Raw genomic sequence first — 12,358 nt, forward strand, 5'->3', positions numbered from 1 at the left:
TCATCGGGGCGCGATCGCGAGCCGCAGGCGGCGCGGCTGGGTCGTGGAGCCGCCGAGGAGGATCCGGGTGCCGGCCACGCGGTCGGCGCCGCCGACGTACGTGAACATCTCGCCGTCGTCGAAGACCGGCGGGACGCCGTCGCCCGGCTCGGTCTCGATCGAGAGCACGGCGGAGTCGGTGGCGACGGTCGCGGTGGCTCCGTCGAGCCACCAGCCGTCCTCGAGCGCCGCCGCGCCCTCCACGAGCGCGTCGCCGTCGACGACGAGCTCCAGCGCGTAGCGCGTCTGGAGCCCGGTGAAGGAGACCCGCACGTCGAGCCCCGTCTCGTCGACCTCGACCGCCACCTCCGTCCGCAGCTCCACCTCGAAGCGCTCGCGGCGGGTGAAGTCCATCACCGAGAAGAAGCGGCCCTCGCTGTCCGGGACGGCGGTGACGGCGGGCGCGTCGGCGCCGAGCGTGTCGTAGTAGCCCGAGACGCGCCGCTCGACGAGCACCCCGCCGCGCTCGGTCTGCTCCAGCGTCTGCGGGCGCGCGCAGCCGAGCGAGAAGAACGCGGGCGAGACGCGCAGCGAGCGCAGGACCAGCCCGTGCGCGCGGGCGCGGACCAGGGTGGCGGAGTTGGCGAGACCGGAGCCGATCCGGCCGGTGCTCGCGAAGTCGCTGCCGGCCGAGACGGACGCCGAGAGAGCGCCCTCCCGGCGGCGGAGCAGCCGGCTGACCGGGTAGGAGCGCGTCACCGAGCCGGGTATCGGCGCGGGCGCGGGCAGCAGTCCGCCGATCTCCGGGCGGCGCAGCAGCTCGGCGAGGTGCCGCTCCGGCTCGCGCAGTGCGCGGCCGAGGATCTGGCCGACGATCCGGGCCGCGTCCGCGTCGCCGTCCTCGATCGCGAGCAGGCGGTAGGGCGAGAGCAGGTTCTCCACGTCGTACGGGATGGTCTGGTCCTGTCGGCGGGAGTGCACGCACTCGATCTCGCCGTCGTCCTCGACCAGGCCGGCGATCGCGCGGAGGTTCCGCCGCACCGGCTCGAGCAGTGCCGGCCGGTCGAGGTCGTGCGCCAGCGTCAGCAGGCTCGGGTTCGTGACCTCGGTGGCGTAGACGGCGCTGCGCTCGCTGTACTGCCCGTCGGCGTCGATGTCGACGCCCTCGGCCAGCCAGGCGTCGGCGCGGTCGAGCAGCGCCGCGGCGAGTGCACCGGAGGCGCCTCCCGCCGAGCGCCCGCCGTGCACGTGCACGGCGAGGGCGGCCAGCGCGCTGGCGAGCTCCCAGCGGTGGTTCGGCGTGTGCACGCCGCCGGCCAGCATCGCGGGCGAGGCGGCGACGGCGATGGCGGCGAGACCGTCCCGGACCGCGTCGAAGCCGGCCGGTCGGTAGCGGTCGAGCAGCTCGAGGCAGCCGCAGAGGTCGTTGATCGTGAACGCCGTGTCGGGCGGCGAGGCGAGATTGCCGCTGCTCGAGAACAGGCCGCTGCCGAGCTGCTGGGCTTCGAGGTGCTGCAGGTACGCCGCGGCGGCGACGCGCGACTCCGGGCCGTCGCAGCCCTCCGCGACGGCGAGAGCGACCAGGGAGGTGATGGCGCGCATGGTCGGGCGCGGGCCGAGCCCGGTGAGCGGCTGCCGGGAGCGCGCGACGAACTCGTCGCCGCGCACGCGGGCGTCCGCGACCAGCCGGGCGGCGTAGGGGGCGTCGTCGACGGTGATCACGGGGTCTCCTCGGGGGAAGGGGCGGACGCGGGGGAGAGGCGGAGGCTCACGACCTCGAAGGGCCGCAGCTCGAGCGCGATCCTGCCGGCGGTGACGTCGAGCAGCGCCGTCCCCTCGGCGTCGCGGTCGAGCAGATCGACCTCGCGGACGGCGGCCAGCGGGTGCGCGACGACGAGCGCCGTGCGCACTCGCCCGCCGAGCGCCTCGTGCAGCCGCACGATCACGTCGCCGCTGCGGTCGGACGCGAGGGTGACGGTGTCGACGACCACGGCCGGGTCCTCGACGGCGACGAGCGCCTCCGGGATCGACCCGCCGAGGACGACGCGCGGCGCGGTGCTCGCGGCGAAGCCCGTGCGGACGGCATCGGCGATGCCGGGCGCGACCGTGAGCGTGCTGAGGAACTCGTGCTCGCCCTGGTCCGCCTCCGGATCGGGGAAGGTCGGCGCGCGCAGCAGCGACTGGCGGACGACGGTGCTCACGCGGCCGTCGTCGATCGTGCGCTGCACGTCGTAGCCGTAGACCGCGTCGGAGGCCACGGCGACGCCGAAGCCCGGCTCGCCGACGTGCAGCCAGCGGTGCGCGCAGATCTCGTACTTCGCCGCCTCCCAGCTGGTGTTGGTGTGCACGGGGCGGCGGACGTGGCCGAACTGCGTCTCGGCGGAGGAGTGCTCGGCGTGCACGTCGAGCGGGAAGGCGAGCTTCAGCAGCTTCCGCCGCTCGTGCCAGTCGACGACCGTGCGGATCCGGACCGCGGGCTCGCGCGGATCGAGGGCGATCGTCTGGGTCGCCGTGCTGCCGGTGCGACCGAAGCCCCGGCGGACGACGACGCTCGCGCCGTCCTCGCCGAGCTCGACCGTGCCGTCGACGAGGTCGACGACGGTGCCGCGGTAGGCGGCGTCGAGGTCCCAGGCGTCCCACTGGTTGGGCTCGTCGCGGTGCAGCTGCAGCAGGTTGCCGACCCGGCCCGCGGGCAGCAGCTCGCGGCCGGAGGCGCGGTCGACGATGCTCGAGAGCTGCCCGGTGGCCGTGACCACGACGGTGAGCAGCGGCGACTCGAGCACGAAGCCCCCGCCGTCCCCGCGGACGGAGAGCCCGTCGACGGCCGCCGCGACTGCCCCGCCCCGCGCCGGCACCCCGCCGACGACGACCGGTGCCGCGTTCACCGCGATCCGCCGCTCGCCCGGCCCGACGACGAGCGCGAGCCGCTCGGCGATCATCCGCTCGAGCGCCTCCGTCACCTCGGCGTGCGTGCGCTCGGCCTCGCGGTGCACCCAGGCGATCGCGGTGCCGGGGAGGATGTCGTGGAACTGCAGCAGCAGCACCCGCCGCCAGAGCGCGTCGAGCTCGTCGAACGGGAACGGGACGCCGTGGCGCAGGACCGCGACGCTCGCCCAGTACTCGGCCTCGGCCAGCAGCCGCTCGTTGCGCCGATTGCCCTGCTTGGTGCGGGCCTGCGAGGTGAGGATGCCGCGGTGGAACTCGAGATACATCTCGCCGGACCACACCGGCGGGTCGGCGTACTCGGCCTCCGCGGCCTCGAAGAAGTCGCGGGCGGAGGAGAACTCGAGTCGCGGCGAGCCCTCGAGATCGGACTGCAGCCGCGCGAGCGCCATCATCTCGCGGGTGGGCCCGCCGCCGCCGTCGCCGTAGCCGAACGGCATCAGCGAGCGCGTCGCCCGCCCGTGCTCCTGGAAGTTCCGGACGATGCGCGCCAGCTCGGTCGGCCGGAGGTCGCCGCTGTAGGTGTTCGACGGCGGGAAGTGCGTGAAGATCCGCGAGCCGTCGAGCCCCTCCCAGACGAAGGAGTGGTGCGGCATCGCGTTGGTCTCGTTCCAGCACATCTTCTGGGTGAAGAACCAGCGCAGCCCCGCCTTCCGCAGCAGCTGCGGCAGCGCGGCCGGGTAGCCGAACGAGTCGGGGAGCCAGCCGACCTCGCTGATCGCGCCGAACTCCTCCTGGAAGAAGCGCGCCCCCTGCTGCAGCTGGCGCACCAGCGACTCGCCGGAGGGCATCGTCACGTCGGACTCGACCCACATGTTGCCGACCGGCACGAAGCGGCCCTCGCGGACCCGCTCGAGAATGCGGGCGAAGATCCCGGGGTGGTGCTCCTTCATCCAGGCGAACTGCTGGGCGGAGGAGCAGGTGAAGACGGCGTCCGGGTCGCGGTCCATCAGGTCGAGCACGTTGGAGAAGGTGCGGGCGCACTTGCGGACGGTCTCGCGGGTCGGCCAGAGCCAGGCGGAGTCGATGTGCGCGTGGCCGGTCGCCGAGATGCGGTGCGCGGAGTGCGCGGCCGGCGCGGCGAGCAGGGGAGCGATCAGCGCGCGCGCCTCGGCGACGGTGCCGGCGAGGTCGTCCGGGTCGAGGGCGTTCAGGGCCCGGGTCAGCCCGGCGAGGATCTCGTGCCGGCGCGGTTCCGTCGGCGACAGCTCGTCGTGCAGTCCGCGGAGGACGCTCAGCTCGAGGCCGAGGCGCTCGGCGACGGTGTCGACCAGCACGAGGGAGAAGCGGCCGAGCCGGTAGAGCGGATCGGCCGGCGCGGTGGCGCGGTCGCCGAAGGGGGTGGGGGCGAAGGCGCCCGGGCCGGCGAAGTCGTTCCCGCCGGTGAGGTCCGGGTTCGACGCACCCTCGACCCAGATCAGGAACGACTCCCCGGGGGCGGCGTCGAGCGGAACGTGGTGGTTGCGCGGTTCCAAGCCCTTGAGCACCCGGCCGTCCGCGGCGCGGGCGAGGCCCTCGCACTGGAAGCCGGGCTTGGCGCGGTCGAAGCCCAGGTCGAGCGAGAGCTCGATCCGGAACCGATCGCCCGCGTCGCCCCGGCCCGTGTCGCCCCAGGCCGCGGGCACCGTCCCGGTCACCCGGAACCAGGTGGTGTCCCAGGCGGCGCCCCACGGCGCTCCCGGCTCGATCGTCTCGTAGTGGTTCCGCGGGTCGCTCGCGGTCTCGAAGCCGACCGGCTCGCCGACCGCCGTCCACGCGGCGACGGCGAGCGGGATCCGCTCGGCCGTCGCCGCGAGGGGCAGGCGCTCGGCGAGGAAGCGGTCGACGCGGGCGGCGGCCTTCAGGTCGTCGTGGTGCATGACTAGTCGCGCAGCCCCGCATTGATGTCGGACCCGGTGATGTACTTCTGGAACACCAGGTAGATCGCCACCAGCGGCAGCATCGAGAGCACCGAGGCGGAGAGCAGGATCGCCCAGTCGATGTTCTGCGCGCCGATCAGCTGGCGCAGCGCGATCTGCAGAGTGAAGTTCTTCGGGTCGCTGAGGATGATCAGCGGGAAGATGTAGTCGTTCCAGCGCCACTGGAACGAGATGATCGACAGCGTCAGGATGATCGGCTTCGACAGCGGCAGCATGATCCGGAAGAAGATCGAGAGCTCGCGCGCCCCGTCGATCCGGGCGGCGTCGAGCAGCTCGTCCGGCACCGTGATGAAGAACTGCCGGAACATGAAGACGCCGGTGGGCGTGAGGATCGACGGCATGATGATGCCCATCAGCGTGTTGTACATGCCCAGGTCGCGGACCACGGTGAAGACCGGGTTGAGGATGACCTCGCCGGGCAGCATCGTCGTCGCGAGGATGCAGAGCGCGAGCACGCTCAGCCACGGCGACTTGTACTTGGCCAGCGCGTAGCCGGTCGTCGCGCTGAAGAAGACGGTGAGCAGCGTGGTCAGCGACGCGACCACGAAGGTGTTCGAGAAGTAGCGGAGGAAGTCGACCCGCTCCAGCGCGCGCTGGTAGCCGTCGAGGGTCCACTCGCGCGGCAGCAGCGAGAGCGGGTAGGTGAAGAGGTCGCCGCCGCCCTTGAACGAGCTGAGCAGGAACCAGAGCAGCGGGAAGAGCGTGAGGATCGCGATCGCCCAGAGCATGGCGGTCGGGCCGATCGAGCGGCGGAACTCGCCGGTCTTCTTCCGGGTCATCAGCGCGGGCGCGGCGGGCGTACGCCGGGAGCGCGTCGTGCGTGCGGGGGCGGGGGTCGTGGTCACCATGCCTGGCTCCTCTTGCTGATGGCGAGCTGGATGGCGGCGATGATCAGCAGGATCACCAGCAGCACCATCGAGGCGGCGCTGGCGTAGCCGACGTTCGACTGCGCGAATCCGGTCTGGAAGATGTACTGGACGATGAGCTGGTTCTCGGTGCCCGGGCCGCCGTTGTTGAGGGCCTGGATCATCGCGAACTCCTTCATGTGCCCGAGCGTCGAGAGCAGGACCACGAGCAGCGTGGTCGGCGCGATGCCGGGGAGGGTGATCGAGACGAAGCGCTGCCAGGGGTTCGCGCCGTCGAGCTCGGCCGCCTCGTAGTGCGAGGTCGGCACGTTGTTCAGCGCCGCGATGAACAGCAGCATGTTGAACGCCGCGCCGCCCCAGGCGGAGGCGAGGATGACGACGAAGAGCGAGAGGTCGGCGTTCGAGGACCACGGCACGGCGCCGCCGCCGAGCGAGGTGATGGCGAAGTTGACGAAGCCGAAGCTCTCGCCGAACATCCAGCGCCAGATGACGCCCGCGACGATGGGGGAGACCAGCCAGGGCAGGAAGAAGATGATGCGGGCACCGATCTTGCCCTTGGCCCGCGCGTTGTTCAGCGCGACGGCCATCAGCAGCGAGAGGCCGCAGGCGAACGGGACCGAGAACAGCGCGTAGACGAGCGTGCGGCCGACCGCGGCGTAGAAGACCGGGTCCTGCGCGAGCGCCGTGTAGTTGTCGAGGCCGACGAACTCGATGTCGCCGAAGCCCCGGTACGAGGTGAAGGAGTACATCACGCCGAGCGCGCCGGGCCAGACGAAGAAGAGGGCGAAGAGGATCGCGACGCCGACCGTCAGCAGGACGGTGCTGACGACGTAGCGGGGGCGGCGCACGGGGCGCTTGCGCGAGCCCTTCGATCCGCGACCCGCGCCGGGGACCGTGAGGACCGCCTCCGGTGGCGAGGACGGCGTGACGAGCGGCTGGACGGTCATGGTGCTCTCCTGATCGGGTGGTCCTGCGAGGGGGAGGGCGGTGCGGGGAGGACCCCGCACCGCCCGGTGGGGGACCTACTCGCCGAGGGCGGCCTGGGTCGTCGACAGGATGTTGTCGATGGTCTCGTCGACGCTCTGCTGGTCGTTGAGGTACTTGATCGTCTCGTCCTTGAGCGGCTCCGACTGGAGGAACTTGCCCTCGTAGCCGCCGATCAGCTGGTCGACGGTCTGCAGCGAGGAGACCGCGGGCGAGGCGGCGATCTCGGCGTTGTAGAGCGCGAACGCGTCCTGGTTGGCCGGGTAGTTCATCTCGAGGCCGGTGACGGCGGGCAGGCAGCCGGCGATCTCGCAGTACGCGGAGTACTGCTCGGGCTGGTAGAGCCAGTCGATGAACTTCTGGGCCTCCTCCTCCTGGCCGGTGCCGTCGAAGGCGACGATCCACGAGGCGGCGCCGTAGTTGGTCGCCTTGACGGGCTGCTGCGGGGTCGGCACCGAGGCCCACTCGAACTCGGTGATGTTGGACTGGAAGTCCGCGATCTGCCAGACGCCGGAGTAGTAGGAGACGACCTGGCCGCTCTTGAAGGTCGCGCTGGCGTCCTCGCCCGCGGTCCAGACCGACTTGGGCATGAAGCCGTCGTCGTTGAGCTTCTTGAAGTACTCCAGCGCCGTCTTGGTCTCGTCGTTGGCGGTGAAGGTGCCGTTGTCGTCGACGATGCCCTCGCTGCCGAACTCGTAGAGGAAGGAGCGCAGGCGGTGCGCGGAGTTGTCCATCACCATGCCGTACTGCGCGCCGGTGGCCGCCTGGACCTCCTCGGACTTGGCGACGAACTCGTCCCAGGTCCAGCTCTGCGTCGCGTCGGTGGGGTAGGAGACGCCCGCCTCGTCGAAGAGCGACTTGTTGATGAACATGCCGACGGAGGTGAGGCTGGTGGGCAGCGCCTTGACCTTGCCGTCCTCGGGGTCGGGCACGGCGAGCAGCGGCAGGATGTCCTGGTCGGTCGCGATCTGCGACAGGTCCAGGATCTGGTCCTTCCACAGCGGGTCGACGTTGGCCGCCGCGGCGAGGGCCGGCAGGTCGTTCGCCTGCGCGCTGTTGCGCAGTCGCGTCGTGAGGTCGTCGCCCGGGACGTCGACGATCTCGACCTCGACACCGGTCTGCTCCTGGTAGAGATCGGCCATCTTCTGGTAGCCGCCGCCCTGGGTTCCGTCGCCGGAGAGGACGAACTGGAGCGGGTCGGAGGCGCCGGCTCCGGAGGAGCCGTTCGCGCACCCGGCGAGAGAAGCGATCAGCACTCCCGTGCCGAGGAGCGCCAGGGTGGCGCGTGCTGTCTTCTTCAACGGAACACCTTTCATGTGTCTGTCAGTCGACGAGGCGCGGGCGCTTCGTCGTCGAGGCGGTAGTGCTTTCTTATCAATACGACCCATATAGGTCAACAAGAATCTTGACGGGGCCGGAAGTCGTGATCGGGCCGTAACTCGCGGAAACAGCGCCGTAACGCGGAGGTGTGCGAGGGGCGTTGTCTCGCGCCGGCCGCCTTGTCCTGCTGGCCGAGAGATGCTTTCATGCCACTGTGACGCAAAATCCTCCGCACGCCGCAGCCCGTCTCGTCGGTGTCGACGTGGGCGGGACCAAGACCCACGTCCGCCTCCTCGACACGGACGGAGCGGAGGCGGATCTGGTCCTGCCCTCGAGCGCCTGGCGCTCGGGCGAGCTCTTCGCCGACCCCGAGAACCTGCCGCGGCTGGCCGAGGTGCTGCTGCGCCTCCGCCCGCTCGCCGAGGACGCCGTGGTGGTCCTCGGTGTGCACGGCTGCGACACCCCCGGGCAGATGCGCGAGGCGACGACGACGCTCTCCCTCCGCCTCGGCCGGCCCGTCACGGTCGTCAACGACGCCGAGCTGCTGGGCTTCGCGGAGCAGGAGGGGCACTGCATCCAGATGATCGTCGGCACCGGCGCCGTGATCTGCGGGACGACGGCGGAGGGCGTCCGGATCACCGTCGACGGCCACGGCTGGCCGCTCGGCGATCGCGGCAGCGCGCACGACCTCGTCTCGACGGCGCTGCGGGAGACCCTCGTCGCGTGCGATCGCGGGGAGATCGACGACCCGCTGATCGGCGCCGTCCTCGCCGCGTTCGGCGCGAGCGACGCCGCGACCCTCGCCGCGGAGGCGACGCGCCTCGCCGGCGGGGCGTCCTGGGGCGCCTACGCTCCGCTCGTCTTCGAGGAGGCGGCCGGCGGATCGGCCCTCGCCGCGCGGATCGTCGAGGACGCCGCACAGGCGCTCGCGGCCGGTGTCGCCTCGCTCGTGCGCCGCGGCGCGATGGGCTCGCTCGTGGTGGCGGGCGGCGGCGTGATCGTCAACCAGCCCTCCTACGAGCAGCGGATCCGCGAGCGGCTGGCCGAGGAGGCCCCGCAGCTGGAGTTCGTCGTCGTGCGGCGCCCGCCGGTGGTCGGCGCGCTGGCGCACGCCCGCGCGCTCGCCGCGGCCGACCGCACCCTCTCGGAGGTGGCCTCGTGAGCCTCACCGGCACCTCCGGCGCCACCGCCTTCGCGCCCGGCATCACGGTCCGCGTCTTCGACTCCTTCGCCGAGGCCTCGCGCGCCGCCGCCGGCCTCGTCGCCGAGCGCGTCCTCCGCGACCCGGCCGCGGTGCTCGGCGTCGCCACCGGCTCGACGCCCTCGCTGCTCTACCGCGAGCTCGCCGGCCGCGTCGCCGCGGGCCGGATCGACTTCTCCGGAGTGAGCGCCTTCGCGCTCGACGAGTACGTCGGCATCGCCCCGGGCCACCCCGAGAGCTACCGCGCCGTCCTCGATCGCGAGGTCCGGCTCCCGCTGCGGATGGGCTCCGTGCACGTCCCCGACGGCACTCGCGCGGACGGCGAGCAGGCGGGGCGCGACTACGACGCCGCGATCCGGGCGGCCGGCGGTGTCGCGCTGCAGATCCTCGGCATCGGCGGCAACGGGCACATCGGCTTCAACGAGCCCGGCACCCCGCACGACGTCGGCACGCACGTCGTCCGGCTCGAGCGGAGCACCCGGGAGGCGAACGCCCGCTTCTTCGACGGACGCCTCGAGCAGGTGCCGGAGTCGGCGATCACGCAGGGGATCGCGACGATCCTCGCCGCGCGCTCGCTGGTGCTGCTCGCCTCGGGCGCGGCCAAGGCGGACGCCGTCGCGCGTGCGCTGCTCGGCCCGGTCGACGTCGACTGCCCGGCCTCGGCGCTGCAGGGGCACCCGGACGTCACGGTGCTGCTCGACCGCGAGGCGGCCGCGCTGCTGGGACGCGACCTGGGCTGAACCGGGCCCTCAGCTGAGGTAGGTCGCCGTCCGCGAGCGGGCGATGATCAGCTGCGCGACGCCGACGAGCGCCGCGTCGGTGCCCAGCTCGGCGGTCGCGATCCGCGGCGGGATGGTGATCCGGCCGACCAGGCGGCGCGTCACCTCCTGGATCGCGTAGTCGGGCTGGCGCGAGAGGTGGCCGGCCAGCACGATCAGCTCGGGGTCGAGCACGGTGCAGAGCGCGATGCAGGACAGGCCGATGTAGTCGAACACCTCGGCCGCCGGCGCCCGCGCGGCCTCCTCGCCGGCCGCCGCCGCGTCGAGCAGGGCGCCGAGCGCGTTCGCCGCGTCGGCCGCGTGCTCGCGGGCGTAGCTGCGGCTGATCCCCGCGATCCGCGACTCCAGGTCGCCCTGGGTCGTGTACGGGCGCTCCAGGTGCGAGCGCTCGGTGACCAGGTAGCCGATCTCGCCCGCGGCCGAGCGCGAGCCGCGCAGCAGCGCGCCGTCGTGCACGATGCCGGCGCCGACTCCGACGCCGAGGACGTAGGTGGCGAGGCTCTGCGCGCCGCGGCCGGCGCCGCGCGACCACTCGCCGAAGCCGATGGCGTTGGCGTCGTTCTCGACCAGCACGGGCACGCCGACGCGGGCCTTGAGGATGCTGCCGAGCATCACGTCGCTCCAGCCGAGCTCGATGGTGTTGGTGACCCGCCCCTCCGGACCGTGCACGATGCCCGGGATGGTGACGCCGACCCCGGCGCAGGGCTTGCGGATCCGCTGGGACGCGGCCGTCAGCAGGTCGACCATCGCGATGGTGCCGGCGAGGCGCTGGTCGGCGTCGGTGCCGTCGCCGGCGAGGTCGAAGGCGAGGACCTCGTCGCGCACGGTCTTGCCGTCGAAGTCGACGAGGCGGCCGTGCGCCTGCGCCTCGGACACCTCGATCGCGGCGACCACGCGGGCGTCGCCGGCGTAGCGGTAGAGCGAGGACGGCCGGCCGCCGGAGGAGCGCTCGCGGCCGTCGAGCACGATGACGCCCTCGCCGAGCAGGGCCGAGCAGAGCCGCTCGACCGTGGCGGGGCTGAGGCCGGTGTGCCGGGCGATGGCGCTGCGGGAGGAGGGGCCGTGCAGGCGGAGGGCGTCGACGATCGCCGTCCGGTTGATCTCGGTGACGACGCGGGTCGTCGCGGTGCGCGGAACCTTCATCCGACCCTCCCTCGCGGAGTTTCCCAGCATAGTGATGCGGATCGGTGTGCTCGTGCGCGGAGCGGTCAGCGCCGGCGCCACCACCGGCGGCGGGGCCGCGCGGGCTCTTGCGGCTCCGGCGCCGCGAACCGGGCGTTCCGGCGCTCGGTCCAGGCGGAGACCTCCGCGTCGATGTCGCGGAGCGGCGTCACCACGGGCGGGCCGCCGAGCAGCTGGCGGCGCGCCTCGACGACGCGCTTGTTGAAGTCGGCGAGCACCGCCCGCACCTCGGACTCGCGCATCAGCCGGTCCAGCTGCTCGTCCAGCCGCCGGTCCTCGGCGCGGAGCAGGAACGCGGCCGGGCCGATGCCGGTGAGGTTCTCGCGCTCGATCTTGCGGCGGATCCACCAGTCCGGGTCGTGGTGCTCGCCGAGGCCCTCCAGCGGCTTCCCGGCGCCGGGGAGGCCGTCGAACTCGCCGCGGCGGATCGCCTGCTGGATCGACGTCTCGATGAACGCGGCGCGGTCCTCCGCGTTCTCGGGCAATGCGCCGGTGCTCTCGTCGCCGGTCTCCGGACGGCCGCCGGCCGCGCGCTCCGCGGCGTAGCGGGCGGCGCGATCCCTGGCTTCGGACATGTCGACCTCCTCTCCTACCAGGCTAGAAGACCCCCGCCGAGGAGGGGTGCGTCGATCCCCGAGCCGGAGATCGATCGGGTCACCCCGGATCGGTCCGCACGGTGAAGAGCCAGCCGGACAGCTCCTCGTCGCCCTCGTTCTGCCGGGCGAAGCCCATCGCGTACGCCGTCCCGTCCGCGTCGGGCTCTGAGTGCGGCTGCCAGTCGATCTCGGGGGTCGGCCTGCGGGTGTCCGCGGTCGAGCGCAGCGGCTCGAGGACCGCGGAGCCGGGACGGGCCGTGAAGGTGCCGTCGGCGAGCTGCGTCAGCCGGGTGCGGATCGCTGCGACGGAGATCACGACACCCTCGATCCAGACGGTGTCGGCGGTGCCGACCGCATCGCCGTAGCGGTCGAGCATCCACGGAGTCTCGTCGAGGTCGCCGCCGAAGTAGCCGCCGCGGTGGGGGACGGCGAGCCGCCGGATCCGGTCTCCGACGGCGACGACCTCGCCGTCCTCGTCCAGTTCGGAGGTCGTGCAGAGCGCCTGGAGCAGCGCGTCGTCCGCGTCCAGGCTCACGGCAGGCGGGAAGAAGTCCATTCGGCCACCGGACCATATCGGGGCTGCAGCGCG

10 protein-coding genes are annotated in these 12,358 nt (G+C 72.6%); 2 read left to right on the top strand and 8 right to left on the bottom strand.

From position 1 onward, the window contains the following. The 5 genes from GTU73_RS10365 to GTU73_RS10385 all read right to left on the bottom strand — a co-directional run bounded on the left by GTU73_RS10365 (nt 1) and on the right by GTU73_RS10385 (nt 7,992). Complete coding sequence (locus GTU73_RS10365; RefSeq protein WP_160089195.1) at nt 1-1,701, bottom strand: hypothetical protein; 1,701 nt, start codon at nt 1,699-1,701, stop codon at nt 1-3. Continuing rightward, a complete protein-coding gene (locus GTU73_RS10370; protein WP_160089197.1) occupies nt 1,698-4,781 on the bottom strand; it encodes a glycoside hydrolase family 38 C-terminal domain-containing protein in 3,084 nt (1,027 codons plus the stop codon). The genes GTU73_RS10365 and GTU73_RS10370 overlap by 4 nt, the downstream gene beginning before the upstream one ends. A 2-nt stretch (nt 4,782-4,783) precedes the next feature. Next, complete coding sequence (locus GTU73_RS10375; RefSeq protein WP_244231596.1) at nt 4,784-5,689, bottom strand: carbohydrate ABC transporter permease; 906 nt, start codon at nt 5,687-5,689, stop codon at nt 4,784-4,786. Continuing rightward, complete coding sequence (locus tag GTU73_RS10380; protein WP_160089199.1) at nt 5,683-6,654, bottom strand: sugar ABC transporter permease; 972 nt, start codon at nt 6,652-6,654, stop codon at nt 5,683-5,685. Before GTU73_RS10380 ends, GTU73_RS10375 begins: the two co-directional genes overlap by 7 nt. A 75-nt stretch (nt 6,655-6,729) precedes the next feature. Continuing rightward, nucleotides 6,730-7,992, bottom strand: coding sequence for an extracellular solute-binding protein (locus tag GTU73_RS10385; RefSeq protein WP_244231597.1), 1,263 nt, complete (start codon nt 7,990-7,992; stop codon nt 6,730-6,732). A gap of 233 nt (nt 7,993-8,225) precedes the next feature. On the opposite strand from GTU73_RS10385, the gene GTU73_RS10390 reads away from it, so the two are divergent. After that, entirely contained in the window at nt 8,226-9,173 is a 948-nt protein-coding gene (locus GTU73_RS10390; RefSeq protein ID WP_160089203.1) for a BadF/BadG/BcrA/BcrD ATPase family protein, read from the top strand. Continuing rightward, nucleotides 9,170-9,952, top strand: coding sequence for a glucosamine-6-phosphate deaminase (locus tag GTU73_RS10395; protein WP_244231598.1), 783 nt, complete (start codon nt 9,170-9,172; stop codon nt 9,950-9,952). Before GTU73_RS10390 ends, GTU73_RS10395 begins: the two co-directional genes overlap by 4 nt. Before the next feature lie 9 nt (nt 9,953-9,961). Here the strand turns inward: GTU73_RS10395 and GTU73_RS10400 are convergent, their stop codons facing one another. The 3 genes from GTU73_RS10400 to GTU73_RS10410 form a co-directional block, all read right to left on the bottom strand. Next, nucleotides 9,962-11,134 carry an ROK family transcriptional regulator gene (locus tag GTU73_RS10400; protein WP_160089205.1) on the bottom strand — a complete coding sequence of 391 codons (1,173 nt, stop codon included), beginning with the start codon at nt 11,132-11,134 and terminating at the stop codon, nt 9,962-9,964. Between the two features lie 65 nt (nt 11,135-11,199). Further along, nucleotides 11,200-11,748, bottom strand: a complete 549-nt coding sequence (locus GTU73_RS10405; protein WP_160089207.1) for a DUF1992 domain-containing protein — start codon at nt 11,746-11,748, stop codon at nt 11,200-11,202. 79 nt (nt 11,749-11,827) lie between these two features. Then, nucleotides 11,828-12,325, bottom strand: a complete 498-nt coding sequence (locus tag GTU73_RS10410) for a hypothetical protein (RefSeq protein WP_160089209.1) — start codon at nt 12,323-12,325, stop codon at nt 11,828-11,830. Nucleotides 12,326-12,358: the final 33 nt, after the last annotated feature.

This window comes from Rathayibacter sp. VKM Ac-2804 (assembly GCF_009866655.1).
Taxonomy (GTDB): Bacteria; Actinomycetota; Actinomycetes; order Actinomycetales; family Microbacteriaceae; genus Rathayibacter.

Coding starts and splice junctions, on each gene's coding strand:
- GTU73_RS10375 (WP_244231596.1), bottom strand. CDS start 5,689: ATGGTGACCACGACCCCCGCCCCCGCACGCACGACGCGCTCCCGGCGT.
- GTU73_RS10405 (WP_160089207.1), bottom strand. CDS start 11,748: ATGTCCGAAGCCAGGGATCGCGCCGCCCGCTACGCCGCGGAGCGCGCG.
- GTU73_RS10380 (WP_160089199.1), bottom strand. CDS start 6,654: ATGACCGTCCAGCCGCTCGTCACGCCGTCCTCGCCACCGGAGGCGGTC.
- GTU73_RS10400 (WP_160089205.1), bottom strand. CDS start 11,134: ATGAAGGTTCCGCGCACCGCGACGACCCGCGTCGTCACCGAGATCAAC.
- GTU73_RS10410 (WP_160089209.1), bottom strand. CDS start 12,325: ATGGACTTCTTCCCGCCTGCCGTGAGCCTGGACGCGGACGACGCGCTG.
- GTU73_RS10370 (WP_160089197.1), bottom strand. CDS start 4,781: ATGCACCACGACGACCTGAAGGCCGCCGCCCGCGTCGACCGCTTCCTC.